The organism is uncultured Haliea sp., assembly GCF_963973825.1.
Taxonomy (GTDB): Bacteria; Pseudomonadota; Gammaproteobacteria; order Pseudomonadales; family Halieaceae; genus Haliea.
This window is the reverse complement of the sequence record NZ_CAXBAE010000014.1, coordinates 95,788-119,568: the sequence shown is the minus strand read 5'-3', so window position 1 is coordinate 119,568 and position 23,781 is coordinate 95,788. Positions and strand designations below refer to the sequence as shown.

The following is a 23,781-nucleotide window of genomic DNA, read 5'->3' as shown; positions in this document are numbered from 1 at the left end:
TTCCTGAAGATCAAAGCCGCCTTCCCCGGAAATGCGCGATGAACCTTTTTTTTGCGTTCTTTCCCGCAATGGCGCACATTGATGGTCCGGCATGGTGCTGGTCAGGCCCCGGGCACGTGGCCGGTGTAACTCGCGCTTACAGGGAGGCAGTATGCAGTCAGGGTGTAACAACCTGTGGGTCAGGGGCTGCTCCGCGTTTCGCAGAGGGGCCGCCGCGGCCTGTCTGGGCATCGCCGCGTTGCACGCGCAAACGGTCTGTGCCGCTGAAGAGGACACCTTGTCCGCCGCCTTTGAAGACTTTCAACGCGCCTTGCAGCAGGCCGAGAGCGATGTGCGCAGCAGTCCCGCTTTCGGCAGCGATGCCGAACGCGCCGCGGGCTACCAGCATATGCTGCGCATGTTGCTGAAGTCGATTGAAGCGGGCATGTTGCAGGACGCCCGCTACCCGTTTTTCCGCGTGATGGACATGCATGTGCGTGAAGGGGGAGACAATCCGGATCAGCGCTATCTGTTCGCGCCAGTGGAGGGTGGCGCCGCCTACCGCATCCACGGCGAACTGGGCTCCGCAAGCCGTATCGAAGTACAGCTCTACGCAGGCGAGCCCTGGGCGGGTGCCGGCAGGTCGGCGGGCTATCTGGGGTTCGAAGCAATTCCCATCGACGCCGAGGGTCGGTTCGAGGTCTACCTGGAACCGCCAGGCGCAGCGCTTCGGCCTGGGGCGCTGCCGAACCCGGAGGACACGACCACGGTGGTGGTGCGCCAGATCTATGCTGACTGGACGCAGGATGCCCCCGGACACGTGCACATCGACCGGACGGGTATGGAAGGCGACGTGCGATTGCCGGATACGGGAGCGGAGGTGGCAGCCCGGCTGCGCGAGACAGCGCGGATCCTTGAGCAGTCCGTGGCCGTATGGCCGGCATTTGTGGAGCAGCGGTACCGCCAGGTGCGCGAGGCCAACGTGCTGTCGCCGCCGCTGGATACCTCGACGCTGGGTGGGGTAAAAGGGCGCTGGATGGTGAGCGGCCATTTCGACATTCCCCCCGGGCATGCGCTGCTGCTGCGCACAACACCGACGTCTGCACGCTACCAGGCACTGCAGATTACCGACCTCTGGTTTGCTTCCCTGGAATATGCGAACGGTACCGCGAGTTTTACCCGCAGCCAGTCAACGCTCGCCAGCGACGGGGCCTATTACCATGTGATCGCTGCGCAGGACCCGGGTTATCCCAATTGGCTGGGGACGGGCGGATTGCAGCGGGGTACGGTGTTGTTGCGCTATGACGGTATGACAACCGCGTTGGCAGAGGATGACTGGCCACAAGCTACGTTATTAAAGCTGGAGGAACTGCCTGCTGCTATCCCCGGCTTCTTTGTGCTCAGCGCTGCTGAGCGAGCTGAGCAGGTTCGGGCAAGGCGCGCCCATGTCCAGCGGCGCTTCAGTCGATAGCAGGTTGCACCCCGCCCGGTGGACGGGGTGCAAAAGGCTGTCAGCCGACGAAGGCTTTGCTCGGTGCAGCAACACCCTCTGACTGGGTGCCTTTCAGGTACGCCAGCATGGTGTCTGCATCAGATACTTCGAAGGGGTCCGTCGGGCACACATCACCGAAGTCCGGCTCGGCAAACAGTTTTTCGATTTTGCCGTCGTTCACCAGCATCGAGTAGCGCCAGGAGCGCATGCCAAAGCCAAGGTTGGACTTGTCTACCAGCATACCCATTTTGCGCGTGAACTCGCCGTTGCCATCGGGCAGCATTTTCACGTTTTTGGCGCCCACGTGCTTGCCCCACTGGAACATCACGAAGGCGTCGTTGACGGAAAGGCAGTAAATCTCGTCAACGCCCTCTTTCTTGAAGTCCTCAAACAGTGCCTCGTAACGTGGCAGGTGGTTGGAGGAGCAGGTGGGGGTGAAAGCGCCGGGCAGTGAGAATACGATCACCTTCTTGCCGGCAAAAATGTCGTCTGTGGTCGTGTCCTGCCAGCGGTAGGGGTTGTCGCCGCCGACGGATTCATCGCGAACACGCATCTTAAACACAGTGTGTGGAACCTGTCCTGCAGAGATCATGGTAACTCCTCAATCATCATCCAATGTGTTGTCGCGCAGCTGCAAGGGGCGAACTGCTACGAGGGGCCACTATAGCCGGAACCAAGCATTCTGAAAATATGATTATTATGATTAATACGATCTAAAAATTAGTATGTCGGATGTGAAGCTGTACTGGATTGCGTCACGGGCTTGAAAGATGTCCCGGGACTGGGCATCTTGTCCAGCAAGCTTCCGACACCACGTCGGTGCGCCACCCCCGGAGAGTAATAATGAAAATTGAGGATACCAACCGTCGGCCGGCGCTGCGCCGACTTTCCATTGCTTTGTGCGCTGCCCTGCCGCTTTTGACCGCCTGCAGCGATTCCACTGACAGCGTTGTGGCCCCGGTAGAGCCCCCGGTGGAACCCGCGGCGGTACCGTTTCAGGAGCTGCTGGACCAGGGCATCGCCCGCTATCTGGGCGAATACACGCCGATGTTGTCTGAACAGGACGGCGATGTGGTGAATCACAGCTTTGGTGCTGGCGATGGGCCGCTGTGTCTCACGGGTGGTGAGTACACCATGGCAACGCGCGACACCGGTTCAGAAGACCTGGTGATTTTCCTCCAGGGCGGCGGAGCCTGCTGGTCCGACCTGTGCCTGGCAACAGAGCAGGCGGCGCCCGGCATACCGCCCCTCGGCGTGCTGGATCCGGCACGCGAGGGCAACCCCGTGGCCGGTTGGAACACGGTGTACCTTCCCTATTGCGATGGCTCCCTGCACGCCGGTGACCAGGATGTCGACACGGACGACGACGGCGTGGCAGACCGCTTTCACCGCGGGTTGCACAATCTCTCCGCGTCCCTCGATGTGGCCGTCAACACCTTCCCGGCGCCGCGTCGCATACTGTTGACGGGTTCCAGTGCCGGGGGCTTTGGTACCACCTATGCGCTGCCGCTGGTGCGGCAACTGTACCCGGATGTGCCCATCGAACTGATCAATGACTCCGGTCTTGGGCTCGGTCGTATTGACGAGCCCGAGTTTATCCAGCAACTGCTGACGGAGTGGAATGCCACGGCGTTTTTCCCGGAAAGCTGCGAGACCTGCATCGGGGATGACGGCCACATCACGGACTACCACAAATACCAGCTCAGCGAAGACGAGAACTTCCGCCTCGGTATGATGAGCTACACCCGTGATACGGTCATCGCGGTAACCTTTGTGCAGGTGGGCGGGGAAGTCTTCGAAGAAGCCCTGCTGGGTGAACTCGATGATCTCGAGGCCGCCTATCCGGAGCGGGTGAAGTCCTTCGTGGCAACGGGTACCGATCACACCTTCCTCCTGGGCGACCTGCAGAAAACAGCCGGCGGCGTTTCCGTGGCTGACTGGATCAGTTCAATGCTCCTGGGTGAAGGCTGGGAAACCAACCGCGACTGATTTTGCCTGCACCGGTCGGGGGAAGTGCTGTTACCACGGGGGTGCGACCCCCGACCGAAGAGGCAGGAGCGGAAATTTGCGCAGCATACAGGCTGATATGAACCAAAAAGTCACAAAAAGCGTGTATGGGCTTGTAATTCATAGAGATTCTTTGATATCCCGTGCTAAGCTTGGTGCGGTTAGGGTCTGCTCTGGTTGATTCTGTGGGTAAACGCCGCATAATCGTTCAGGGACGAAAAAAACCAAGATCTGCTTCAGAGTGGGCAACAGGGGACGACAATGATCATCAGGGGCATTACTCAATATAGCCGACTGGCTGCGCTATTGGTTACCGCGTTTGCGTTGACGGCCTGTGGTGGCGGCGGTGGTGGTGGCGGCGGTTTTCTGCCGGATCCCGATACGCCGAACAATCTTGCCCTGAGCGTACTGCTCGACAAAGAGTCGGTGCCCGTGAACGCGGCGCAGAATCCGGCACAGTCCGACAGTCCCCACGTGGCCGAGATCGCGGTTGAAGTCACGGACAGCGGCACGGGGCTGCCTGTCACGGGCGCGGAGGTCACGGTCTCCTTCACCGGAACCCGAATCGGCGGCCTGCTGAGCGAAGAGGATCTCGCCAGTGGCGCAGAGGACACACTGTCCAGCGTCAGCGTCCAGACGGGTTCCAACGGCGATGCCAGGGTGTATTTCGTAGCCGGCGCAGTCAGCGGCGAAGCGACACTGCGGATTCGCGCGGAGCGCTCGGCGCAGGGCTCGACCACGGGTGGCGCAGAATCTGTGGTCTCGATTGCCGTTGTCAGTGCAGCCGGCCCTGTTGCCGGGCTGGAGTTCACCGGGCCCTTTATCGAGGCGATTCGTACCAATCGGGTACAGATAGGTCTCGCCGCGGATGAAACCATCGATTTCCAGAATGGCACCTACAGCCGCGTGGTCTCGGTGACGGCAACCGATGCCAACGGTAACCCGGTGGCAGTCAATACGCCCATCCTGTTCCGTTTGATTGACGCGCCCCTCACTGGCTACCCGGAGTCCGGCGCCGGCAGTTTCGTGATTACCGGTTCCAACGGCAATCCGCTTGAGGGTAATTTCAGCTTCAATGCGGCGGGCGGCAACTTCGCCGCACTGGGTGCTCGGGTGGGTGACCGCCTGGCGCTGGCGCCCGATCCGGACGGCCGTTCGTTTTACCATGCCGGTATTCGCACCATAGCCGAATTCCCCGCAGACCGCCCCGATGCACTGTCCATCCGCTCTGACGAAGAGGCCTTCCGTGTCGGCGAAGACCAGGGCGCAACCGTGCCCTATGTTATCGGGCGCGCCCGCGTGGGTAATATCCAGGCACTTGCCTTCACCGATGCCAACGGAACCGCAAGCACGTTGCTGACTTATCCCTTCAGCAATCTCGGGCGCACCGCACTGATCGTCGCGCAGACGGAAGATTTCTCTGTCAGCCGCGTGTTCAACCCGGGTGGCCCTGTCTACCTGGGCTCCCTGGAGGAAGATGGTATCAGTCTGACTGCGTCAACCAGCATTCTGGCGAGTAACGTGAATGACGGTGTCGTGTCGCTGTGCGTACGTGATGGCAACCAGGTGCCGCTGTCGTCGCAGTCGATCCAGTTCAGCACGGGCGATACCTTTGGCGCCAGTGTTGACGTGAACGGCCGTGGCTCCTCAGGCACACTGGTCACGGGCAGTGGCGGTTGTGCCACGGCAGTGGTCAACGTGGAAGGGCAGCTTCCGGGTAGCCAGGAAATTACGCTGCTGTTTGCGGTACAGTCCATCGGGGAGGCGAGCGAAGTCGAGGTCACGATCCTGGCATCGGGAGACGGCAATCTGATCGGCAACCTGAACTGCGGCTCAAGCCGGCTGGGGTTGCTCTACCTGACGAGCTCCGGTGAGCCGATCCCCGATGCGCTGATCTCTGTCACGTCGTTCGACTGGCCGGCGGGCAGTCCCAACTTCATCTTCTCGCCGGCGTCCGATTCCGGTTCGAGTGCAGGCATTACCGATGCCAGTGGCGCGGTGACGGTGCGCTACTCCACCGTGTTCCCTCCGGCACAGGAGGAGGACCAGACTGTCACCTACACGGCGACCTTCGAGACCGGTAACGGCGACGCTCAATTCGACCTCGAGTGTGGGTTCACCGTGCCAGGTACCGGTACCGATCCCTAAGACTGGGTCAGCGCCGGGCTGTTACCCTGCCGACATGGCAGGGTAAACCCCGGCGGCGACCGTTGCTGAGGGCTGGCAACGGTTGTCCCGGTTGCTGTCATTGACAGCTAGAACCTCCCCGCCTTGCAAGCCGCTGCTATAGCCAGCCGACCACATCCAGAATCTTCAGGCCTCCGAGGCCAACCGCCACCGCAACGACCACGCCTCCGAGCAGGTTTGCGGGCCATCGGTTCGCCTGAGCGCCCAGCAGCACCCGGCTGTTCATGACCATCAGCAGGAAAACCGCCACGACAGGCAGTAGCAGGCCGTTGGCCATTTGTGCCAGGAGAATCGCGCTGAGGGGCCGTGTGCCCAATGCGGCAAACAGCGTGCCCGTGAGCAGAACACCGATCCAGACCAGGCGAAACCCGGGTGCTGTCATCCGGGAGGACCAGCCTAGTGCGCCACAGACGGCATAGGATGCGGCCAGCGGTGCAGTAATCGCACTGGTCAGCCCCCCCGCAAACAGGCCCGCAGCAAAGATGCTGTGGGCGGCAGGCCCCAGCAGCGGTTCCAGTTGCAGTGCCAGAGAGTTGCCGTCAAATGCGACACCCGTGCCAAAGAAGGCCGTTGCAGCGGTACTCATGATGGCGAGTGTGATCAGCCCGCCGAGGCCGATAGAGAGCCCGCTGTCCAGACGTGACTCGTGGATGGCCTGATCCAGAGGCAGGTTGGCCGGCCACTTCTCGCGCACTGCGTTGGCATGGAGAAAGAGGTTGTAAGGGACAACGGTTGTGCCAATCAGCGCGATGGCGACCATGACCGAGCCCTCGGGCAGCGTGGGCCGCAGCAGTCCGCGCAGCAGATCGCTCGGGGACGGGCCGATGACGATGGCCGCCAGGACGAACACCACGCTCATGACCAGCACGAGCACTATCAACACCCCTTCCAGTACGGCGTAGCGCCCGCTGGCCAGCAGTAATGCCGCCCCGAAGCCAATAATGATCGACCAGAACGTGGTGCCTGTGCCGGAGACGGTACTCAGGGCCAGCGACGCGCCCGCAATATTGCCCGCCTCATAGGCGGCATTGCCCACGCCGATGGCAAGTACCACCAGCACCACTGCCATTTTCCCCAGTACCGGGCTGCTGAAATGGGCTCGCATGGCCTCCGCAAGCCCGGCCCGCGTCGCCAGTCCCAGGCGCGCGCTCATTTCCTGCAGGACATAGGTGGCGATGATCGAGAACAGCAGCGCCCAGAGCAGGGCAAAGCCGAAATGGGCACCCGCGGAACTCGCTGTGGTGATGGTGCCCGGGCCGATAAATGCCGCGGTCACCAGGAGCCCGGGGCCAAAGCGGAAGCGGCGCGTGGTCGAGGTCATGGAGCTGTACTCTCGCAGGATGTTGGAATGCATGGTAGCAGCGTTGCGTTAGGTTGTCGGTGCCCGCTGCTGATACCATGCCGGACATGGTCTCGCTGCCCTCTGCCTCGTCGCTGTGTGTTTCTGTGGTTGTCTATCACAGCAACCTGCAGCGTCTGCAGGAAACCCTGGAGACCTTGTTGGTTGCCGTACACGCAGCGCGCGGTGCGGGCATGCTGTCGACGGTTGCGGTAGTCGTGGTCGACAATTCGCTGTGCCCCGACTATCACTCCGACATGCTGGCGGTCATCAATCGTGTGTCATGGACGGACGCGGCTGTGGCGTACCAGGTGCTGGTGTCCACGAGCAACTCTGGATACGGAGCCGGGCACAACAGGGCCCTGGAGGCCTGCGAGTCTGACTATCACCTGATCCTGAATCCTGACATTGCCTCGGCCCCGGCGTCGCTGCTGACGGGCATCGGATACCTGCGTGAGCATCCGGGGGTCGTGCTGGTTTGCCCCGACGGCGCGTTGGCGGATGGCCGTCCGGCTTATCTGAGCAAGCGCATGCCATCCGTGCTGGTCCTGGCATTGCGGGCATTCGCGCCGCGCTGGCTGCAGGCGCGTTTTGCCGCTCGCCTCGCCCACTATGCCATGCACGATGTGCACGGCGCAGGCAGGCCGGCGCCCGTACCACTGGCCAGCGGGTGTTTCATGCTCGTGCGCGGCAGCGCGCTGCGCAGGATCGGGGGTTTTGATCCGGCGTTCTTCCTGTATTTTGAGGATTTTGATCTCTCCCTGCGACTGGCTTCCCTGGGTGAGCTGCACTACCTGCCCGAGATGCGCGTGCGCCACTACGGTGGCGACAGTGCGCGCAAGGGTCTCAGCCATCTCACCTGCTTCCTGCGCTCAGGGCTGCGCTTCTTCCACCGCTACGGGTGGCGCTGGCTGTAGCTCGGTGTGAAAACTGCTAGACTCGTGCTTCACTGGTAGACGAATGCCCATGGCAACCCAACGAGATTTGCACAAGCTGGCCTGCCTGGAGCCCTTGGGGTTGCAGCTGTTGGTTGCCCACCGGACATTGCCGGGTGCGGCTCCGAGTCCGCCCCGCGTGTCGGTACAGCGGGGTAATCCGGTGCTCGCCCCACAATATCAGCCGGCGGAACTGCCAGAGCGCAGGGTGCCACCATCCCCGGTGATTCCGGCCGTTGCGCCGCCGGCGGCTTCCCCGCGTCGGCCCGCCTCGGCAGCAGTGCACAGCGCTGCGAGGCCGGTTGGCGCGCCGGCTGTCACATTCAGCATCGTCTCGACTGTCGCCGGTGGCTGTCTCTGGTTGCAGGCTGTGGACAGCGGTGACCTTCCGACCGATGAACTGCAACTGATCCGTGCCATGGGGTTTGCGCGCGGCGTGCGCGCCGGCGACAGGCGCGAGGGGCTGTCCCCGCCCACCCGGTTTGACTGGCCGATGCACACCAACCGCCAGCTGGACCTCGGTGAGGAGGCCGCCGCAGCCGCCCTGACCGGCTTTGTCCTGCGCCAACTGCGTGACAGAGACTGCCACGGCCTCGTGTTACTGGGTGAGCGCGCAGGACAGTACCTGCTGCAGCCCGAGTTGGACGGCGTGCGCACGGTGCGTTTGCCGGCCTGCGCCGAGATGATTGCTGCCCCTGCTTTGAAGCGCGATGCGTGGCTGGCGCTGCTGGCCCTGGAACACTAGACGTGTCGGCTCTGGTTCGGCCGGCGTTACCCGAAGATGCCCCGCGAATGGCCCTGTTGGACGCCAGCGCTTCCCTGTGGCCCTGGCGTGAGTCCCAGTACCTGCGCTGTTGCGCCACCGCGGAAGACAGCGCCGAGCGAGCCCTGTTGCTGGAGGTGGATGCGGTGCTGCAGGGTTTTGTGGTGTACGCGCGCGAATTTGACGACGGCAGCATCTACAATATTGTGGTTGCAGATACAGCCCGTCGCCAGGGCTTTGGTTTACGCCTGCTGCAGGCCGCGGTCGATGCCATGGTGGCCAGTGGAGCAAGGCGTTGTCTGCTGGAGGTGCGCAAGTCAAACAGCGCGGCGCGCAAGCTGTATGAGCAGATGGGGTTTCACGTCGACGGCATGCGGCGCAACTATTACCCCCTGCCGACCGGACGTGAAGATGCGGTACTGATGTCACTGGACCTGTGAGAGACCGATGGACGTAGTGGAAACCGAGTGGTGGACGATGGCATTGGCGCCCGAGTGGTGGGCTGATGTGGAAGAGGACGGCACGGTGCTGGTCGCAGATGAGGACGACGTGGGCTGCCTCGAGATGACCACCTTGCACAAAACCGATGGCCAACTCACCCCGGCCGAGCTCAAGCAGATAGCGGTAACCGAATCGCCTTCGGTGCCTGCCTGGAAGGCCGTAAACTGCGGCGACTTCCGCGGCTTCACGGCGAGCTTTTCCGAGGCGGAGGCTGCGGTGCGCGAGTGGTACCTGGCGTCCGGGGGCCTTCTGCTATTTGTCAGTTACAGTTGTGATCTGGATAACCGCGGTATGGATGACGCGGCGGTGGACGCGCTGCTTGATACCCTTGCCCGCAGCGCGCCCGCCGCTGTGTAAAGCTGGCCCGGCCCGGCACCCTCAGCTCAGCTGATGGTGCCGGTGACGCGCACCCGCTTGGCACCCTTGACCGGCCTGGCCTTCAGGGCGTCCTGGCGGCGTTTGATATGTCCGTCGACAAGGTTTTTACCGGCGATCATCAGCCCGGTGAAGATGAATGCGCCCGGCGGCAGTACGGCCAGTAGAAAGGGTTGGTAATCGTCGATCAGCACCAGTTTCCAACTCGCCGCTGCAGGTCCGAACAGCAATTGCATATCGGCAAACAGTGCGCCGGTGCCGAGCAGTTCGCGCAGGGCGCCGAGCAGCACCAGTACCACCCCGAACCCCAGCCCCATGATCAGCCCATCGTACAGCGCCGGCGCGACGGCGTGTTTGCTGGCAAAGGCATCGGCGCGCCCGAGAATGACGCAGTTGGTGGTGATCAGTGGCAGGAAAATCCCCAGAATCTGGTACAGCTCAAAGGCAAAAGCCTGCATCAACAGTTCGGTACAGGTCACGGCAGAGGCGATAATCATGACAAACACCGGCAGGCGCACCGCATCCGAGACGACATTGCGGATCACCGAGACGGCCGTGTTGGAGCAGGCCAGCACCAGGGTGGTGGCGGCGGCCAGCCCGAGTGCGTTGACCACGTTGCCGGTGACCGCGAGCAGTGGGCAGAGGCCCAGCAGTTGCACGATCGCCGGGTTGTTCTTCCACAGGCCGTTGAGTGTCAGCTCGCTGTAGGCGGGGGTGCTCATGCGGTGGGGCCCTCCTCGGGTGTGCTGTCGCGGCCTGGTACTCCGGGGCCGAACAGCGTGGCGCGTTCGCGTTGCACGTAGCGCAGTGCCCGCTGTACCGCAGCGACCACGGCGCGCGGCGTAATGGTCGCGCCGGTAAATTGGTCAAAGTTGCCACCGTCCTTGCGCACGGCCCAGCCTGCCGGCTTCGGGTTATCCAGCGAGGCGCCGGTGAAATCAAGTATCCACTGCGATTTACGCAGATCGACCTTGTCACCGAGACCCGGGGTTTCGCGGTGCTTGACGGTGCGGACGCCGGCGATGGTGCCATCGGCGTTCACCCCGACGATCAACTCGATATCGCCGCTGTAACCGTCTCGCGCCACCACCGGTACGATCACGGCCACGGCCCTGCCCCCCTGGCGCGCAATGTACAGCGGACGCGGTTCGCGTAGCCCGAGATCTGTGAACTCCGGCCGCAGTGTGCGTGTGTCATCCAGCATACTGTTGTCATGGCGCTCACGCGGCACGATTTCCAGCAGGGCTTTCTCTTCGGCATGTCGCTGCTCGAGGGCAATGGTGTCGCGGGTGGCCAGCCAGGTACCACCAATCAGCAGGGCGGTGAACAGGGCGAACAGGGCGAGCAGCGCGCTGTTGCGGGTGATGGATTGCCCGAGTAGCTGCATCAGCCTGTGCCCCCTGATTTGCCGTGGCCGTAGACACGGGGCTGCGTGTAGTGGTCGATGAAGGGCGCCGCGAAGTTGGCGATGAGCACCGCGAATGCCACGGCATCGGGGTAGTTACCCCAGACGCGAATCAGGTACACCAGCACGCCGATCAGCGCGCCGAATACCAGTCGCCCGCGCACCGAAACGGCAGAGGACACTGGGTCGGTGATGATGAAAAAGGCGCCGAACATGGTCGCGCCGCTGAGCAGATGAAACAGCGGCGAGCCGCCACTGCTGGAACTGCCGCCGTCGTAGAACAGGGCCGCCATCAGCGCCAGACTGGCGAGCATGGCCACCGGCGCATGCCAGGTGAATATGCGTCGGTACAGCAGCCAGAGTCCGCCAGCCAGGAAAGCCAGGTTGACCCACTCCCAGCCAATGCCTGCCCAGCGTCCGAACTGCGGTGTCTGTGCCCAGAGATCTTCAAGCAACAGCCCCTGGTTCTGGCGCAGTACATCCAGCGGCGTCGCCATGGTGACCGCGTCGTACCGGGCGGGCAGGAAGCAGGCCTGCAGTGCCTCCCAGAGGCCGGGCACCTCGCCCAGGCCGCGTGGTGGTGTCCAGGCGGTCATTTGCACCGGGAAGGAAATCAGCAGCACTACGTAGCCAACCATGGCGGGGTTGAACGGGTTGTAGCCCAGCCCCCCATAGAGTTGCTTGGCCATCAGTATCGATGCCGCCACCCCCACTGCAATCAACCACCAGGGTGCGTAGGGCGGCAGGGCGATGCCCAGCAGTACGCAGGTGACCAGCGCGCTGCAGTCCTTCAGGTAGAAAGCCAGGGACCGGCCGCGCAGCAACAGGGCGACAGACTCACAGGCCAGGCCCACGAGACAGGCCCAAAGCACGTTGACCAGGGTGCCAAAGCCAAAGAACAGCGTCAGCACAAACACGCCCGGCACCGTGGCCAGAAGCACCTGGCGCATGACCATGCCGGTGCTGTAGCGACCGTGGGCATGGGGTGAACTGACGCGCATCAGTGCCATCAGTCGGTGCCCGATTCCGTTGCCGCTGCTTCCGCTTCGGCCAGTTTATCCTTCAGTCGCTGCACGGTCGCCTCCAGGGCGCTGACGATCTTGGCATCTTCGCCGGCAGCGATGCTTTGCGCCAGGCGCTGTTCCGACTTTGCCAGTTTCTGCCGCAGCGCCACTTCCGGGGATGCCTTCACCGGGGTGGCAGCCGTGCCATCGCCGGCCTGCTGTGCCGCCTTTTTCGCCTTGGCGCGCTCAATGGCAGCCTGGATGGGGTCCTCTTCGCCGCCCTGCTCGGCGAGGGCCGCACGCTTTTCCGCAGCCGCCTTGCGTGCGGCACGCTTCGCTTCGCGCTCTTCCTCTTCCTGGGCAAGCCGCGCCTGGCGCGCCTCAAACCGCAGCCGCGCCTGTTCCGACTTGGCGTGTTCGCGGCGTTGCTGCAGGATGTCCGCTTTCGATGCGCGGTAGTACTGTACCAGCGGTATATGGCTGGGGCACACCCAGGAGCAGGCGCCACATTCGATGCAGTCGAACAGATTGTGTTGCTCCAGCTTTTCGAATTCCTTGCCCTGGGCGAACCAGAACAACTGCTGTGGCAGCAGGCTTGCCGGGCAGGCCTCCGCACAGAGGCCGCAGCGGATGCAGGGCTGCGCGGGCGGTGGGGGTGGCAGTTCCTCGGGGGTCGGGGCAAGTATACAGTTGGTGGTTTTGACAACCGGAGCTTCGGCTGTGGTGACGGTGAAGCCCATCATCGGTCCGCCCATCACCAGCCGCTCGCAGCGCTCGGGGTGCAGGCCAGCAAGATCCAGCAGGTACTGCATCGGCGTGCCCAGCAATACCTCGAAATTCTGTGGGTGGTCCACGGCATTGCCGGTGACGGTGGTTATGCGGGAAATCAGCGGGCGCCCGTGGCAAATGGCGTCGCGTACCGCGACGGCCGTGCCCACGTTCTGGCAGACAATGCCCAGGTCTCCGGGCAGGCCACCGCTGGGTACCTGCAGCCCGGTGAGTATCTCGATGAGCTGTTTTTCACCGCCCGAGGGGTACTTGGTGGGAAAGGTCACCACCTCTATGGCACTGCCGGCTGCGGCCGCCTGGAGTGCGGCAATGGCCTCGGGTTTATTGTCTTCGACGCCCAGCAGGGTCTCCTGCGGCTGCAGGATATGCTGCAGTATGGCGATGCCGGCAACGATGTCGTCAGCGCGCTCGCGCATGAGGATATCGTCGGCCGTGATATAGGGCTCGCACTCGGTACCGTTGATGATCAGCGTCTTGACGCTTTGCCCGGACTTGCCGGCGAGCTTGACCGCGGTGGGGAAACCGGCTCCGCCCATGCCCGCGATGCCGGCGCTGCGAATCAGTTCAAGCAATTCGGTGGCTTCGCAATCCCTGTAGTTTGCCACGCCCTGCAGTGGCGCCCATGCATCCTCACCGTCACAGTCGATGACGATGCAGGGCGCAGGGAAGCCAGAGGGGTGCGGGATCGGGCGTTCTTCGATGGCGCTGATATGTCCAGAGCTCGGCGCGTGCAAGGGCACACTGACGTGGCCGACGGGCTCAGCGATCATCTGCCCTTTCAGCACCCGGTCACCGACCGCCACGACCGGTCGGGCGGGTGCACCAATGTGTTGGGAAAGGGGCAGGATCAGCTGCTGCGGTATGCCCGCCTGCTGGATTTTGCTGCCCAGCGACTGGTGTTTGTTTTCGGCGGGGTGTATGCCGCCGTGAAAACCGTAAACCCGCCTCATGCCGCACGCTCGGCCGAGGGCGCGTCGGTGGCGATGATATCCAGGTTGCGGCTGCGCGGTGCGGGCAGTTGCCAGTGCCAGGTTTGCAGGGTTTCCTCCTGCGGAATCATGTCGATGCAGTCGACCGGGCAGGGCTCCACACACAGGTCGCAGCCGGTGCACTCGCTGGCGATCACGGTGTGCATCTGCTTGGCAGCGCCCAGAATGGCGTCCACAGGGCAGGCCTGAATGCACTTGGTACAGCCGATGCACTCGTCCTCGCGGATGAACGCGACAGCCTTGACCTTTTCTTCCCCGTGTTCTTCATCCAGCGGCGGGGCCTCGACATCCAGCAGGTCGGCCAGCGCCTGGATCGTGGCTTCGCCGCCCGGGGGACACTTGTTGATCGCCTCACCACCGGCAATCGCCTCGGCGTAGGGACGGCAGCCCGGAAACCCGCACTGGCCGCACTGTGTCTGCGGCAGTATGGCGTTGATCTGGTCGGCGATGGGGTTGCCTTCGGTACGGAAACGCACCGCGGCAAAGCCCAGTAGCGCCCCAAACGGCGCACCGAGGCCGACCAGCGCCAGCAGCGCCGCCAGCAGCGGGTAATCAGCAATCCAGTTCGGCATCGCGCTACACCAGCCCCGCAAAGCCCATAAAGGCCAGCGACATCAAACCGGCCGTGACCATGCCAATGGCGGCGCCCCGGAAGGGCTCCGGTACATCGGCAACCGCAAGCCGCTCGCGCATCGCAGCAAACAGAATGAGCACGAGGGAAAAGCCGAGGGCGGCGCCGAACCCGTAGAACAGGGCCTGCAGGAAACTGTGATCCTTGTTGATGTTGAGCAGCGCCACGCCCAGTACGGCACAGTTGGTGGTAATCAGCGGCAGGTAAACGCCCAGGACACGGTGCAGCAGGGGGCTGCTTTTGCGCACCACCATTTCCGTAAACTGCACCACCACGGCGATCACCAGGATGAAGGAGATGGTGCGCAGGTATTCAAGGCCCAGCGGTTCCAGCAGCAGGTAGTAGGTCAGGTGGCTGCAGGCCGATGCCAGGGTGAGCACAAACGTGGTCGCCATCGACATGCCCATGGCCGTTTCCAGTTTGTTGGACACGCCCATGAACGGGCACAGCCCAAGGAACTGTACGAGCACGAAGTTGTTGACCAGAATGGCTCCGATCAGAAGGATGGAATAGTCGGCCAGCACAATAGTGTCATCAAGGGGTCGTCAAATCGCCTAATGGTAAGTAGTTATCCCGGTGGAAACAATCGCCACCGGGGTATAAAGCCGCCGCGGTTCAAACCTGGCTGGCCTGCGCCTCGTTCGCACTCGCTGCGAGCAGCGCCTCCACCTGGGCGGGATCTATCCGCGTCAGCAACGGCTGGAAGGGCTCCAACTGATGCCCCAGCAAGGGCCCCTCCACCAGCGCTGTCCAGTCCAGCGAACAGTTGAGGAAAAGCTCGGATTTGTCTGCCATCGCGGGCAGTACCGGCTTCAGGTAGGTCATGAGTACTCGAAACAGGTTGATGCCGACACTGCACACGGCGTGCACCTCAGCCTCACGGCCGCTTTCCTTGGCCAGAACCCATGGCTTGCGCTCATCGATGTACTGGTTGGCCCGATCGGCCAGCGCGACGATAGCCCGAATCGCCTTGCTGTACTCGCGTTGTTCATAGGCGTCCGCGATCGACTCTCCCTCGTCGAGAAACAACTGTAGCAGCTCCGGCTCTGCGCAGTCAGTGCTGGTCCTGTTTTCAAAGTTCTTGCGCAGGAAGCCGGCGCAGCGGCTCGCGATATTGACCACCTTGCCGATCACATCGGCGTTGACGCGCTGCACGAAGTCGGTCAGGTTGAGGTCGATATCGTCCACAGCGGCGCTGAGCTTGGCGGCAAAGTAGTAGCGCAGGTATTCGGCGTCCAGGTGGTCCAGGTAGGTGCCGGCGTTGATGAATGTGCCGCGGCTCTTGGACATCTTGGTCCCGTTCACGGTCAGGAAGCCATGCGCATAGATTGCGGTAGGCGTGCGCAGGCCGGCGGAATGCAGCATCGCCGGCCAGAACAGGCCGTGGAAGTTGATGATGTCCTTGCCGATAAAGTGAAACAGCTCGGCGTCGGCGTCGGCATGCCAATAGGCCGCAAAGTCCCGCCCGGTGCGCTCGCAGTAGTTCTGGAAGCTGGCGATGTAGCCGATGGGGGCATCGAGCCAGACGTAGAAGTATTTGCCCGGCTCCCCCGGAATCTCGAAGCCAAAGTAGGGGGCGTCGCGGCTGATATCCCACTCCTGCAGACCCGCTGCCGTCCATTCACGGAGTTTGTTGGCAATCTGCGGCTGCAGGGTGCCGGAGTCGATCCACTCGGCAAGCATGTCAGACAGCGCGGGCAGGTTGAAAAAGAAGTGGGTCGACTCCTTGTCCACCGGGCGTGCACCGGAAATGGCGGAAACCGGGTCAATGAGGTCTGCGGGCGTGTAGGTTGCTCCGCAGGCTTCGCAATTGTCGCCGTACTGGCCGGGCGTCTTGCAGCGCGGACAGGTGCCCTTGATAAAGCGATCCGCGAGAAAAAGCTGCTTTTCGGGGTCGAAGGCCTGCACGATATCGCGGCGCGTGATGTGCCCGTTGGCCTGCAGGCGACGGTAGATTTCCTCGCTCCAGTAGCGGTTTTCCTCGGAGTGGGTGCTGTAGTAGTTGTCGAACCCTATGCAGAAGCCCGCTGCGTCCCGCTCGTGTTCTGCCTTGATCTTTGCAATCTGCTGCTCGGGGGTGATGCCCAGCTTCTCGGCTGTGAGCATGATGGCGGTACCGTGCGCATCGTCGGCACATACGTAGAGGCAGTCGTGGCCGCGCGACTTCTGGAAGCGAACCCAGATGTCGGTCTGCACCATCTCCAGCATGTGGCCCAGATGCAGTGGGCCGTTGGCATAGGGTAGGGCGCTGGTGACCAGTATCTTGCGCGCGCGGCTGTCCGGCATGTGCTTGTCGATTCCCTGCAGTTCAGAAAAAGGGGGGCGTATCATAGCGGGTTTGGGCTCCTCAGTCATTGTCGGGGCCCCTGCAACTGCCTATACTGCCAAGCCATACGCGGGGCCTTCCTCCCCGCCGGTACGCGCATTTCACGGATCCCGGCAGTCATGAACACAATCAGGCACATTATCGCCGTTGCCTCAGGCAAGGGCGGCGTGGGTAAATCGACCACAGCAGTTAATCTGGCCCTGGCGCTGCAGTCACTGGGCAGCCGCGTGGGCCTGCTCGATGCCGATATCTACGGGCCGAGTCAGCAGCGCATGCTGGGCATCGCCGAGGGCACCAAGCCGGAGCAGAAGGATGGCAAGTGGCTGCTGCCGGTCATGGCGCACGGCTTGAAAACCATGTCGATGGGTTTCCTCGCCAGCGAGCGCACGCCGATGGTCTGGCGTGGTCCCATGGCCGGAGGTGCCCTGGTGCAGATGCTGGAGCAGACACTCTGGGGGGAGCTGGACTACCTGGTGATTGACATGCCACCGGGCACGGGTGACATACAGCTCACCCTGTCGCAAAAGGCCACGGTCGCGGGTGCCGTCATCGTGACCACACCGCAGGACATTGCCCTGCTGGACGCGCGCAAGGGTATCGAGATGTTTCGCAAGGTGGATGTGCCCATCCTGGGCATTGTCGAGAACATGGCAGTACATGTCTGCGGCCAGTGCGGCCACGTCGAACATATCTTCGGCAGCGAGGGCGGCGAGCGTGTGTCCCGGGACTACGGCGTGCCGCTGCTGGCGAGCCTGCCCCTGGCGCTGTCGATACGGGAGCAGACTGACAGCGGCACCCCTACCGTCGTGGCGGCACCCGACTCCGCCGAGGCGCAGCTTTATCTTTCGGCCGCGCGCGCCATTCAGGCGGCACTGTCGGGTACAGCGTCCGCGGGAGACTCGCAGGTGCCCACTATTCGAATAACTGACGACTGACCGGAGCGTAAGACAGCGTGAGTATCAAGGCAGACAAATGGATTCGCCGCATGGCGGAGCAACACGGCATGATCGAGCCCTTTGAGCCGAGCCAGGTGCGCAACGACGGAGATCGCCGGCTGATCTCCTACGGTACATCCAGCTATGGGTACGACGTGCGCTGCTCCGACCATTTCAAGGTGTTCACCAACATCAACTCCGCGACGGTGGACCCCAAGGCCTTCGACGAGAACAGCTTCGTGGACGTGCGCGGTGATGTGTGCGTGATTCCACCCAATTCCTTTGCGCTGGCGGTGACCGTTGAATACTTTCGCATTCCGCGCAATGTGTTGACGATCTGCCTGGGCAAGTCCACGTATGCCCGCTGCGGCATAATCGTTAATGTCACGCCCCTGGAGCCGGAGTGGGAGGGGCATGTGACGCTGGAGTTCTCCAACACCACGACCTTGCCGGCGAAGATCTATGCGAATGAGGGCGTCGCCCAGATGCTGTTCTTCGAATCGGATGAAGTGTGTGAGACCAGCTATCGCGACCGCGGTGGCAAATACCAGGGGCAGCGCGGCGTAACCCTGCCGCGCGCCTGAGTTTGGCGGTTCAGGGCACCAGCGCCTGCAGCGGAGTGCCCGCCATGCTGCCTTCAGCCAGCAGCACTTCAACAGGCTTGTCGTCCTCGACGTGGATGGTTTTCACCATCAGGTAGTCCCAGTCCGGCGCCAGCCACATGGCTGATTCACGGTCAGGCTCTTCGTGCAGGCGCTCGAAATGCAGCGTGTTCACCGGGCCCAGGGGCGTATCGACGACTTCCTCACCCACATAGACCAGTTCGTAGTCGCGGATGCGCTTGCCGTCGGCGATGCGCACCTGCAGGTTCTCGCGCGGGTTTTCCTTGGCCATCAATTGCAGGCGCAGCTGCTCCTGCTGGCTCATGCGATCCAGTGTGCCTTCGGTATACGGGAGCTCATACCACTCGTCCTTGTACAGACTGCGGACCGTGTCGGAGCCGGGCGTGAAATGCACCTCACGGCGCCGGTTGATCAGCCCCGTGCCCTGGTAGATGTAGGACTTGGGATGGATTTCACTGCCTTCGACGCTGAATACGGCGACCTCGTGGAAGCCCACGACGAGCAGCTTGCCACCGTTGGTGAGGGTGTAGCGCCCCTCGCCTTCGTCTTTCAGTTCACGCTCCAGGGTAACCGTCATGCCCCGCGCCGAGGTGGAATACTTGACGAGATAGGGCTGCAACACCGGCTCGCCGGCGACTTTGGCCGCCGACAAGGGTGCGCTAACCAAGGCCGCCAGCAGCAGCGTCACCAGTGACAGAGGGCGGCCGATATTGAAGCCCGTTCGCGGGTATCGTCTGGCCATCGAAAAGTGCTCCTTGTTTGTCCAGTGTGAGCCTGCCCTGCAGGAACCAGAGGGCGGCCAGCGGGTAGATGGCGTGCTCCATCTCCAGTACACGCTGCGCCAGGCTGTCTGCGGTGTCATCCGCCCGTATCGGCACGCGTGCCTGCAGCACGGGCGGGCCGCCATCCAGTTCGGGTGTCACAAAATGAACCGTACTGCCGGCTTCGCTGTCGCCGGCGTCAATCGCCCGCTGGTGCGTATGCAGCCCCGGGTACTTTGGCAACAATGACGGATGAATGTTCAATAATCTACCGGCAAAAGGTGTGATAAATACCGGCGTGAGGATGCGCATGAACCCGGCCAGGGCCACCAGGTCCGGGTCTACCTGTTGCAGCCGGTGGACCAGGGCGGCATCGAAGGCTTCGCGGCTGGGGTAGTCGGCATGGGCGATGCAGGCGGTTTCAATGCCGGCTTCCCGCGCCGCCTGCAGGCCTTCAGCGTCAGCGCGGTTGCTGACCACCAGGCTGATCTCTGCCGGCAATGTGCCATGATTGCAGGCGTCGAGCAGCGCTCGCATATTCGAGCCCCGCCCGGATATCAGCACGGCGATGCGAGCGCGGGGCGAGGCCGACATCAGGCCAGATCCACACCGCGCTCGCCGCTTTCGATGCGCCCCAGCCGCCAGGCGTTCAGGCCCTCATCGGACAGCAGTTGCAGGGTGGCGGGGGCATCGGACTCTGCGACGCAGAGGACCATACCCACACCGCAGTTGAAGGTCCGGTACATTTCCGGCGTGGCGACGTTGCCCTGCGACTGCAGCCAGCTGAAAATCGGCGGCCAGTTCCAGGATGCGGTGTCCACCACGGCCCGGCAGTCAGCGGGGAGGACGCGCGGCAGATTCTCGGGCAAACCACCGCCGGTGATGTGGCTCAGTGCCTTGACCTCCACCCGGCGGAACAGCGCGAGCAGTGCCTTGACATATATCACGGTCGGGGTGAGCAGCGTCTCCCCCAGGGTGCTGTCGCCAAAAGGCTCGTCGAGGCGGGCGCCACTGACCTCGAGTATCTTGCGGATCAGGGAGTAGCCGTTGGAGTGTGGCCCGCTGCTGCCGATACCGATCAGCGTGTCACCCGCCGCGACTTTGCTGCCGTCAATGATCGCGGATTTCTCTACGACGCCAACGCAGAAACCCGCCAGGTCATAGTCTTCACCCTCGTACACGCCGGGCATTTCCGCAGTTTCCCCGCCGACCAGCGCGCATCCTGCCAGTTCACAGCCCTGCCCAATGCCGGCGACAACCGCTGCGGCGGTGTCAACATTCAGCGCGCCGGTGGCGTAGTAGTCGAGGAAGAACAGAGGTTCGGCGCCGGCGACCACCAGGTCGTTGACGCACATGGCCACCAGGTCGATGCCGATGGTGTCATGCACACCCATCTCCATCGCCAGTCGCAGTTTGGTTCCCACGCCATCGGTGCCCGATACCAGCACCGGCTGGCGATAGCCGGCGGGAATTTCGCACAGTGCGCCAAAGCCGCCCAGTCCGCCGAGCACCTCGGGGCGTGCCGTGCGCCGGGAAACGTGCTTGATGCGCTCCACCAGAGCGTTGCCGGCGTCGATGTTGACGCCGGCGTCCTTGTAGCTGAGGGCCTTGCCCTGGTTGTCTGTGCTCATGGTGTGCGGGGTCCGGTTCAGTTGCGGGCAGCTGTCGTTGCAGGGTGGCGTATTCTAGCCTTAATCGAGGGGCGATTCACGCCTGCGGCAATTTTCACGCTGAGCATCTCGCCAGCACCCGCCTGCTGTTACACTAGGCGTTTACCCTATACGCCGGAGGCCGACTTGCGGGCGCCCCTGAACTGGCTGGCAGCGTTGCTGCTACTCTTCGTCATCAACGCCTGGCCGGCGGAGCTGGTCCGCGACCTGTACGTGGCTGACATCCCGGTTGCCGACCGTGGCGAGGCGGAGCTGGCACGCGCCGCCACAGAGGGGTTGGCCCAGGTACTGGTGAAGGTGTCCGGGTCCGTGGACGTGCTGCAGCGACCGGAGATCGCGCCGGCCCTGCAGGGCGCCCGGGGGCGCGTGCAGCAGTACTCCTACAGCCGGGTCGATGCCGGTTCGGGGGAGTTGTCGGCACGGGTCGAGTTCGATGCAGCGCAGGTGCGTGACATGCTGGTGAGCGCAGGGGCACCCATCTGGACCGCAACGCGCCCAGCGGTGCTGGTATGGCTGGTGGTTGAGGAGGCCGGTGAGCGCCGCTTTCTCAGCCCCGGTACGCATCCCGAGCTGGCCACTCAGCTGGCTGAGGGGTTCCGGCGGCGCGGGGTGCCGCTGCGGTTTCCCTTGCTGGACCTGACCGATGCGGCGGCTCTGGACCCCGCAGAGGCCTGGCACCTGCCCTCGCCGTTGCTGGTTGCCGCGTCGACGCGCTACCGCGCAGGCGAGGTGCTGGCGGGTCGACTGGCGGTACTCGCCTCCGGCGACGTGGTTGGCGATTGGGCTTACCTGTCAACGCAGGGTCGGCAGGGACGCAGTGTGCCTCGCACAGAGCCGGGCCTGTTCATGCAGGCCGGCGTTGAGCTGGTGGTCGAGGACATGGCCGCACGCTACGCGATCAGTGGCGTGGAGGCCAGCGGTGCCGTCTCGCTGCGTGTACGCGGCGTATCCAGCTACGCTGACTACGCGGCAATCATAAGCTGGCTGGAGGGTTTGGAACCTATCAGCCAGGCGCGGCTTACGGCACTGGACGAGGGGACCCTGACGCTGGCGATCGTTGCGGCGGCAGACCTCGCGCAATTGGCGTCTATCATCGAGTTGAACCCGCGTATGCGGCCGTTGCCTGGCAACAGCGGGGAAGGTTTGGAGTACCAGTGGCGCAACTAGAACCTGAAAACGCATTGCCGGTGCAGCGGTGGCCATGGGCGCTGGCGGCGCTGGTGGCGGTCTCATTGGCCTTTTACCTGTTAAAGCCCATCCTGCTGCCGTTCGTGCTGGGTGCGCTCATCGGTTATCTCGGCGATCCCCTGGTGGATGCCCTGGAGCGTCGCCGGCTGGGGCGTACCACCGGTGTGCTGGTGGTGTTCGTTCTGTTCTCTGCGCTGGTGGTGGTGGGCGTGCTGGTTGCCGTGCCCCTCGTGTTGCAGCAGCTCGATGCGCTTGTGCAGAAAATTCCTGTTTTATATCAGTGGCTTACAAAAACCCTGCTGCCCTGGCTGCAGGAGCGGCTGAGTGTGCCGGCGGCCCAGCTGCCACAGATCGACTGGTCAGGGCAGCTCGCCGAGCATTGGCAGTCCCTGGGCAAGGTGACGGCATCAACGCTCAAGAGCATCACGGGCTCCGGGGCAGGTTTTCTCGCGGGTTTGTTCAATCTGGCACTGGTGCCCGTGGTGGCATTTTACCTGATGCGCGACTGGGACATCCTGATGCAGAAGGCGCTCGGTATTGTGCCGGTCGCCTGGCACAAGAACGCGATAGCCCTGGTAAGCGAGGCGGATGAGGTGCTCAGCGCCTTCCTGCGTGGACAGTTCCTGGTCATGTGTTCGCTGGGCGTGATCTACAGCACCGGGCTGTGGCTGGTCGGGGTGCAGTTTGCCCTGGTGCTGGGCGTTGTCGCCGGGCTCGCCAGCATCGTGCCTTATCTGGGCTTTGTGGTGGGCATTCTCACGTCCTGCATACTGGCGTACGTGCAGTTCCAGGACTGGACCGTTCTGCTTTGGGTCGCTCTGGTGTTCGGCGTCGGCCAGGTGCTCGAAAGTGTCCTCCTGACACCGGTGCTGGTAGGCGATCGTATCGGCCTGCACCCGGTGGCGGTGATCTTTGCGCTGATGGCAGGCGGCCAGATTGCAGGGTTTGTCGGTGTGCTGGTGGCACTGCCCGTATCGGCGGTGATCATGGTCTTCGTGCGCCATGCGCTGGCCTATTACCGCGCCAGCCAGCTGTACAGCGGGGATTGAGGTCGTGTCGGTGGCGCCGGCCAGTCAGCTGGCCTTGAACATGCGGCTGCGTGACGACGCCACCTTTGCCAGCTTTCTCGCCACCGCGGCGCACGAACCCCTGCTGGCGGCGCTGCGCGGGCAGGGCCTGGCCACGGGAGAGCCGGCCATTTATCTCTACGGCCCTCACGGCGGTGGCAAATCACATCTGCTGCAGGCGGCGTGCCACCTGATCCCTGACAACAGCTCATACCTGCCGCTGACAGAGTTGCAGGCCGCGCCCGCGGCGGAGTTGCTCAGCGGGCTGGAGCGGCAGGGCCTGGTGTGCATTGACGACCTGGACCGGGTTGCGGGCAATCCGGCCTGGGAGGAAGCGCTGTTTCATTTCTACAATCGCGCGCGCGAGCGCGGTTGTCGCCTTCTGTTTGCGGGCCGCAACAGCCCCCGTCAACTGGCAGTGACGCTGGATGACCTGCGCTCGCGTTTGGGGTGGGGACCGGTGTTTCAGCTGCCCGCACCGGATGACGAGCAGCTACAGGCCATCCTGCAGTTCCGCGCGCGCTGCCGTGGCCTCGACATGCCGTCCGAAGTTGGTCGCTTTCTGGTCAGCCGCGCCCCGCGGGAAATGGCGGCGCTGATGCAGGTCCTGGACCGGCTCGATGCCCGCTCCCTCGCCGACCAGCGCGCACTCACCGTGCCGTTTGTGAAGCAGGTGCTGGGCGTCTAGTTGCTGAAATATTCCGCATTAAGACTGTGAATTTTTTAACCCCGTCGTGCTGGAGATTGGCGCCCGACTCTGTATCATTGCGTAATGGCCATTGTGTAGGGGGCCTTGTCCGTTCAACAGGAGTGTA

The 23,781-nt window shown here is 63.2% G+C and carries 24 protein-coding genes; 12 read left to right on the top strand and 12 right to left on the bottom strand.

What is annotated here, in order from left to right; translation table 11 throughout:
• The first annotated feature begins 151 nt into the window (after positions 1-151).
• Complete coding sequence (locus tag AACZ17_RS15130; RefSeq protein WP_290741504.1) at positions 152-1,450, top strand: hypothetical protein; 1,299 nt, start codon at positions 152-154, stop codon at positions 1,448-1,450.
• Positions 1,451-1,490: 40 nt separating this feature from the next.
• Here the strand turns inward: AACZ17_RS15130 and AACZ17_RS15125 are convergent, their stop codons facing one another.
• The gene (locus AACZ17_RS15125) at positions 1,491-2,063 is read right to left on the bottom strand and encodes a peroxiredoxin (RefSeq protein ID WP_290741506.1); all 573 of its coding nucleotides are present in this window, start codon (positions 2,061-2,063) and stop codon (positions 1,491-1,493) included.
• 251 nt (positions 2,064-2,314) lie between these two features.
• On the opposite strand from AACZ17_RS15125, the gene AACZ17_RS15120 reads away from it, so the two are divergent.
• Positions 2,315-3,460, top strand: coding sequence for a pectin acetylesterase-family hydrolase (locus AACZ17_RS15120; RefSeq protein ID WP_290741508.1), 1,146 nt, complete (start codon positions 2,315-2,317; stop codon positions 3,458-3,460).
• 279 nt (positions 3,461-3,739) lie between these two features.
• Entirely contained in the window at positions 3,740-5,626 is a 1,887-nt protein-coding gene (locus AACZ17_RS15115; RefSeq protein ID WP_290741510.1) for a hypothetical protein, read from the top strand.
• A 136-nt stretch (positions 5,627-5,762) separates the two neighbouring features.
• On the opposite strand, the gene AACZ17_RS15110 is transcribed toward AACZ17_RS15115, so the two are convergent.
• On the bottom strand, positions 5,763-7,019 hold the full coding sequence (locus AACZ17_RS15110; protein WP_290741512.1) for an Nramp family divalent metal transporter: 1,257 nt from the start codon (positions 7,017-7,019) through the stop codon (positions 5,763-5,765).
• Between the two features lie 26 nt (positions 7,020-7,045).
• Between AACZ17_RS15110 and AACZ17_RS15105 the strand changes: the two genes are divergently transcribed.
• Genes AACZ17_RS15105 through AACZ17_RS15090 form a run of 4 tightly spaced genes read left to right on the top strand, consistent with a single transcriptional unit; the run spans position 7,046 to position 9,560 of the window.
• Positions 7,046-7,921, top strand: a complete 876-nt coding sequence (locus AACZ17_RS15105) for a glycosyltransferase (RefSeq protein WP_290741514.1) — start codon at positions 7,046-7,048, stop codon at positions 7,919-7,921.
• Between the two features lie 49 nt (positions 7,922-7,970).
• A complete protein-coding gene (locus tag AACZ17_RS15100; RefSeq protein WP_290741516.1) occupies positions 7,971-8,684 on the top strand; it encodes a hypothetical protein in 714 nt (237 codons plus the stop codon).
• A gap of 2 nt (positions 8,685-8,686) precedes the next feature.
• Positions 8,687-9,142: a ribosomal protein S18-alanine N-acetyltransferase gene (gene rimI / locus AACZ17_RS15095; RefSeq protein ID WP_290741519.1), complete on the top strand. Its 456-nt coding sequence runs from the start codon at positions 8,687-8,689 to the stop codon at positions 9,140-9,142.
• A 7-nt stretch (positions 9,143-9,149) separates the two neighbouring features.
• On the top strand, positions 9,150-9,560 hold the full coding sequence (locus AACZ17_RS15090) for a hypothetical protein (protein ID WP_290741521.1): 411 nt from the start codon (positions 9,150-9,152) through the stop codon (positions 9,558-9,560).
• Positions 9,561-9,586: 26 nt separating this feature from the next.
• Here AACZ17_RS15090 and AACZ17_RS15085 read toward each other — a convergent pair whose 3' ends face one another.
• The 7 genes from AACZ17_RS15085 to metG all read right to left on the bottom strand — a co-directional run bounded on the left by AACZ17_RS15085 (position 9,587) and on the right by metG (position 16,682).
• Positions 9,587-10,300, bottom strand: coding sequence for an electron transport complex subunit E (locus tag AACZ17_RS15085; RefSeq protein WP_290741523.1), 714 nt, complete (start codon positions 10,298-10,300; stop codon positions 9,587-9,589).
• A complete protein-coding gene (gene rsxG, locus AACZ17_RS15080; protein ID WP_290741525.1) occupies positions 10,297-10,965 on the bottom strand; it encodes an electron transport complex subunit RsxG in 669 nt (222 codons plus the stop codon). The genes AACZ17_RS15085 and rsxG overlap by 4 nt, the downstream gene beginning before the upstream one ends.
• Positions 10,965-11,993 carry an electron transport complex subunit RsxD gene (rsxD, locus tag AACZ17_RS15075; protein WP_290741526.1) on the bottom strand — a complete coding sequence of 343 codons (1,029 nt, stop codon included), beginning with the start codon at positions 11,991-11,993 and terminating at the stop codon, positions 10,965-10,967. The genes rsxG and rsxD overlap by 1 nt, the downstream gene beginning before the upstream one ends.
• Positions 11,993-13,726, bottom strand: a complete 1,734-nt coding sequence (gene rsxC, locus AACZ17_RS15070) for an electron transport complex subunit RsxC (protein WP_290741529.1) — start codon at positions 13,724-13,726, stop codon at positions 11,993-11,995. Before rsxC ends, rsxD begins: the two co-directional genes overlap by 1 nt.
• Positions 13,723-14,337: an electron transport complex subunit RsxB gene (gene rsxB, locus AACZ17_RS15065; RefSeq protein ID WP_290741531.1), complete on the bottom strand. Its 615-nt coding sequence runs from the start codon at positions 14,335-14,337 to the stop codon at positions 13,723-13,725. Before rsxB ends, rsxC begins: the two co-directional genes overlap by 4 nt.
• Before the next feature lie 4 nt (positions 14,338-14,341).
• Entirely contained in the window at positions 14,342-14,917 is a 576-nt protein-coding gene (gene rsxA / locus AACZ17_RS15060) for an electron transport complex subunit RsxA (RefSeq protein WP_205622557.1), read from the bottom strand.
• A 94-nt stretch (positions 14,918-15,011) separates the two neighbouring features.
• Entirely contained in the window at positions 15,012-16,682 is a 1,671-nt protein-coding gene (gene metG / locus AACZ17_RS15055; RefSeq protein WP_339638725.1) for a methionine--tRNA ligase, read from the bottom strand.
• Between metG and apbC the strand changes: the two genes are divergently transcribed.
• Both apbC and dcd read left to right on the top strand, forming a co-directional pair.
• Complete coding sequence (gene apbC, locus AACZ17_RS15050; protein WP_339638723.1) at positions 16,683-17,657, top strand: iron-sulfur cluster carrier protein ApbC; 975 nt, start codon at positions 16,683-16,685, stop codon at positions 17,655-17,657. It abuts the gene before it with no gap.
• A 17-nt stretch (positions 17,658-17,674) separates the two neighbouring features.
• A complete protein-coding gene (gene dcd, locus AACZ17_RS15045) occupies positions 17,675-18,241 on the top strand; it encodes a dCTP deaminase (protein WP_290741533.1) in 567 nt (188 codons plus the stop codon).
• Between the two features lie 10 nt (positions 18,242-18,251).
• Here the strand turns inward: dcd and AACZ17_RS15040 are convergent, their stop codons facing one another.
• From AACZ17_RS15040 to purM, 3 genes are read right to left on the bottom strand one after another with little or no spacing between them, the layout of a single operon-like run.
• On the bottom strand, positions 18,252-19,022 hold the full coding sequence (locus AACZ17_RS15040) for a DUF3108 domain-containing protein (RefSeq protein WP_290741535.1): 771 nt from the start codon (positions 19,020-19,022) through the stop codon (positions 18,252-18,254).
• The gene (gene purN, locus AACZ17_RS15035) at positions 18,940-19,635 is read right to left on the bottom strand and encodes a phosphoribosylglycinamide formyltransferase (protein ID WP_290741537.1); all 696 of its coding nucleotides are present in this window, start codon (positions 19,633-19,635) and stop codon (positions 18,940-18,942) included. Before purN ends, AACZ17_RS15040 begins: the two co-directional genes overlap by 83 nt.
• Positions 19,635-20,672, bottom strand: a complete 1,038-nt coding sequence (purM, locus tag AACZ17_RS15030; protein ID WP_290741539.1) for a phosphoribosylformylglycinamidine cyclo-ligase — start codon at positions 20,670-20,672, stop codon at positions 19,635-19,637. The genes purN and purM overlap by 1 nt, the downstream gene beginning before the upstream one ends.
• Before the next feature lie 165 nt (positions 20,673-20,837).
• On the opposite strand from purM, the gene AACZ17_RS15025 reads away from it, so the two are divergent.
• The 3 genes from AACZ17_RS15025 to hda are packed head-to-tail and all read left to right on the top strand — an operon-like array spanning position 20,838 to position 23,654.
• A complete protein-coding gene (locus AACZ17_RS15025) occupies positions 20,838-21,878 on the top strand; it encodes a DUF2066 domain-containing protein (RefSeq protein WP_290741541.1) in 1,041 nt (346 codons plus the stop codon).
• Complete coding sequence (locus tag AACZ17_RS15020) at positions 21,866-22,948, top strand: AI-2E family transporter (RefSeq protein ID WP_290741543.1); 1,083 nt, start codon at positions 21,866-21,868, stop codon at positions 22,946-22,948. Before AACZ17_RS15025 ends, AACZ17_RS15020 begins: the two co-directional genes overlap by 13 nt.
• 4 nt (positions 22,949-22,952) lie before the next feature.
• Entirely contained in the window at positions 22,953-23,654 is a 702-nt protein-coding gene (gene hda / locus AACZ17_RS15015; RefSeq protein ID WP_290741545.1) for a DnaA regulatory inactivator Hda, read from the top strand.
• The last annotated feature ends 127 nt before the right edge of the window (positions 23,655-23,781 follow it).

Bases quoted from the DNA above. Each gene is read 5' to 3' on its own strand.
- AACZ17_RS15100 (WP_290741516.1), top strand. From the start codon at position 7,971: ATGGCAACCCAACGAGATTTGCACAAGCTGGCCTGCCTGGAGCCCTTG.
- AACZ17_RS15085 (WP_290741523.1), bottom strand. From the start codon at position 10,300: ATGAGCACCCCCGCCTACAGCGAGCTGACACTCAACGGCCTGTGGAAG.
- purM (WP_290741539.1), bottom strand. From the start codon at position 20,672: ATGAGCACAGACAACCAGGGCAAGGCCCTCAGCTACAAGGACGCCGGC.
- rsxG (WP_290741525.1), bottom strand. From the start codon at position 10,965: ATGCAGCTACTCGGGCAATCCATCACCCGCAACAGCGCGCTGCTCGCC.
- purN (WP_290741537.1), bottom strand. From the start codon at position 19,635: ATGTCGGCCTCGCCCCGCGCTCGCATCGCCGTGCTGATATCCGGGCGG.
- AACZ17_RS15110 (WP_290741512.1), bottom strand. From the start codon at position 7,019: ATGCATTCCAACATCCTGCGAGAGTACAGCTCCATGACCTCGACCACG.
- metG (WP_339638725.1), bottom strand. From the start codon at position 16,682: ATGCCGGACAGCCGCGCGCGCAAGATACTGGTCACCAGCGCCCTACCC.
- rsxD (WP_290741526.1), bottom strand. From the start codon at position 11,993: ATGGCACTGATGCGCGTCAGTTCACCCCATGCCCACGGTCGCTACAGC.
- AACZ17_RS15130 (WP_290741504.1), top strand. From the start codon at position 152: ATGCAGTCAGGGTGTAACAACCTGTGGGTCAGGGGCTGCTCCGCGTTT.
- AACZ17_RS15125 (WP_290741506.1), bottom strand. From the start codon at position 2,063: ATGATCTCTGCAGGACAGGTTCCACACACTGTGTTTAAGATGCGTGTT.
- rsxC (WP_290741529.1), bottom strand. From the start codon at position 13,726: ATGAGGCGGGTTTACGGTTTTCACGGCGGCATACACCCCGCCGAAAAC.
- rsxB (WP_290741531.1), bottom strand. From the start codon at position 14,337: ATGCCGAACTGGATTGCTGATTACCCGCTGCTGGCGGCGCTGCTGGCG.
- AACZ17_RS15115 (WP_290741510.1), top strand. From the start codon at position 3,740: ATGATCATCAGGGGCATTACTCAATATAGCCGACTGGCTGCGCTATTG.
- AACZ17_RS15040 (WP_290741535.1), bottom strand. From the start codon at position 19,022: ATGGCCAGACGATACCCGCGAACGGGCTTCAATATCGGCCGCCCTCTG.
- AACZ17_RS15120 (WP_290741508.1), top strand. From the start codon at position 2,315: ATGAAAATTGAGGATACCAACCGTCGGCCGGCGCTGCGCCGACTTTCC.
- AACZ17_RS15090 (WP_290741521.1), top strand. From the start codon at position 9,150: ATGGACGTAGTGGAAACCGAGTGGTGGACGATGGCATTGGCGCCCGAG.